Annotated in this window: 1 protein-coding gene; it reads right to left on the reverse strand. The window is 72.9% G+C overall.

Annotated elements, in window-relative coordinates; all coding sequences use genetic code 11:
* Positions 1 to 1,378: amidohydrolase family protein (locus ACWF94_RS40530; protein WP_453500308.1), on the reverse strand; the 1,378-nt coding region annotated here is incomplete at both ends.

A 1,378-nucleotide genomic window follows, 5' to 3' on the forward strand; every position in this document is an offset into this window, starting at 1 on the left:
GACGCGCCGTGAATCCGAGGCGGTCGAGAACCTCGGCGGTGGTCCTGTCGGTCTCGGCGACCAGGACATCGGGATCGACGGTGGTGAGCCGGCCCGCGTCGACGGCCACCCTGCCGTCGACCACGACGGTGTGGGCCGAGTGCCCGGTGGCGCTGTAGACGAGATCGGCGATCGGGTTGGCCAGCCCGCGCGGCTGCCACTCCGGCCCGGTCGTGTCGAAGACAACCAGGTCGGCGCGCTTGCCCGGTTCCAGCGAACCGATCTCGTCCGCCCAGGACAGCGCACGGGCTCCGTCGACGGTGGCCATCTCGAACGCCTTGTGCGCACCGATCACCAGCGGGTCCTGGCGGGCGTCACGATGGGCACACGCCGCCAGGTACATCACCCGGACCAGATCCAGGAACCGGCTGACGCACGCCGCGTCCGTCCCCAGCGCGACCGGCACTCCGGCCGCGACGAGTTCCGGGATGCTCCCGTGACCGATCGTGCCGAGGCCGCCGAACATGGCCGGTGTCGGGCAGTGGACCGCGCCGACGCCGTCGCGGGCGAAGACGGAGATGTCCTCGGCCGGCAGCCACCCGACGTGCGACAGCAGCGGGGCGCGGGACAGCACCCCGAGCGACTCGTACCGTACGACCTGCGGGTTGCGCCCGCCCCCGGCCACGTCGGACCGCAGGCCCTGGAAGTGGCCGACGATGCCGACGCCGAGCGCACCGGCCTGCTCGGCGACGGCCGTGCACAGCTCGTCGGTGACGCTGTACGGCAGATCGAGGGCGAGGCAGGCGCGGAGACGTCCCTCGGCCGCTCCGTTCCAGCGCCCCACCGTGTCCACGGCGCGGGTGACGATCGTGTCGACATCACCGGCCGCGGCCTGGAAGGGGCCGGGCAGGTCGCTGGTCTGGCGCGCGACGATGCCCCGGATTCCGGTGTCGATCGCCGCCCGGGCGACCGCGTCGGGGTGCGGGCCGGCCGCGTCGCAGAAACAGGTGGTGCCGTTCAGCAGCATTTCGGCGAAGTTCGCGCGGGCCGAGACATACGCCTCTTCGGGGGTGATGCGGTAGTCGAACGGGCCCACGTACTCGGTGGCGCGCACGCGTACGTCGCCGACATCGTCGATCACCCCGCGCAGGAGGTAGTCGTGCGGGTGGTTGTGGCCGTCGATGAGCCCCGGTGTGAGCAGGCCCTGCGGTACGTCGATCACCCGGGCGGGTTCGTAGGCGCGGGCGAGGTCGGCCGACTTGCCCACCGCCACGATGCGACCGCCCGACACCGCGACCGCGCCGTCCCGCACGATCTCCCGGTCCGGGTTCATGGTCGCCACCGCACCGGCGCGGACGAGGAGGTCGACAGGTGGTGCGCCGTCGCCCGGCCCACCGCG

Source organism: Streptomyces sp. NPDC055078 (genome assembly GCF_053607985.1).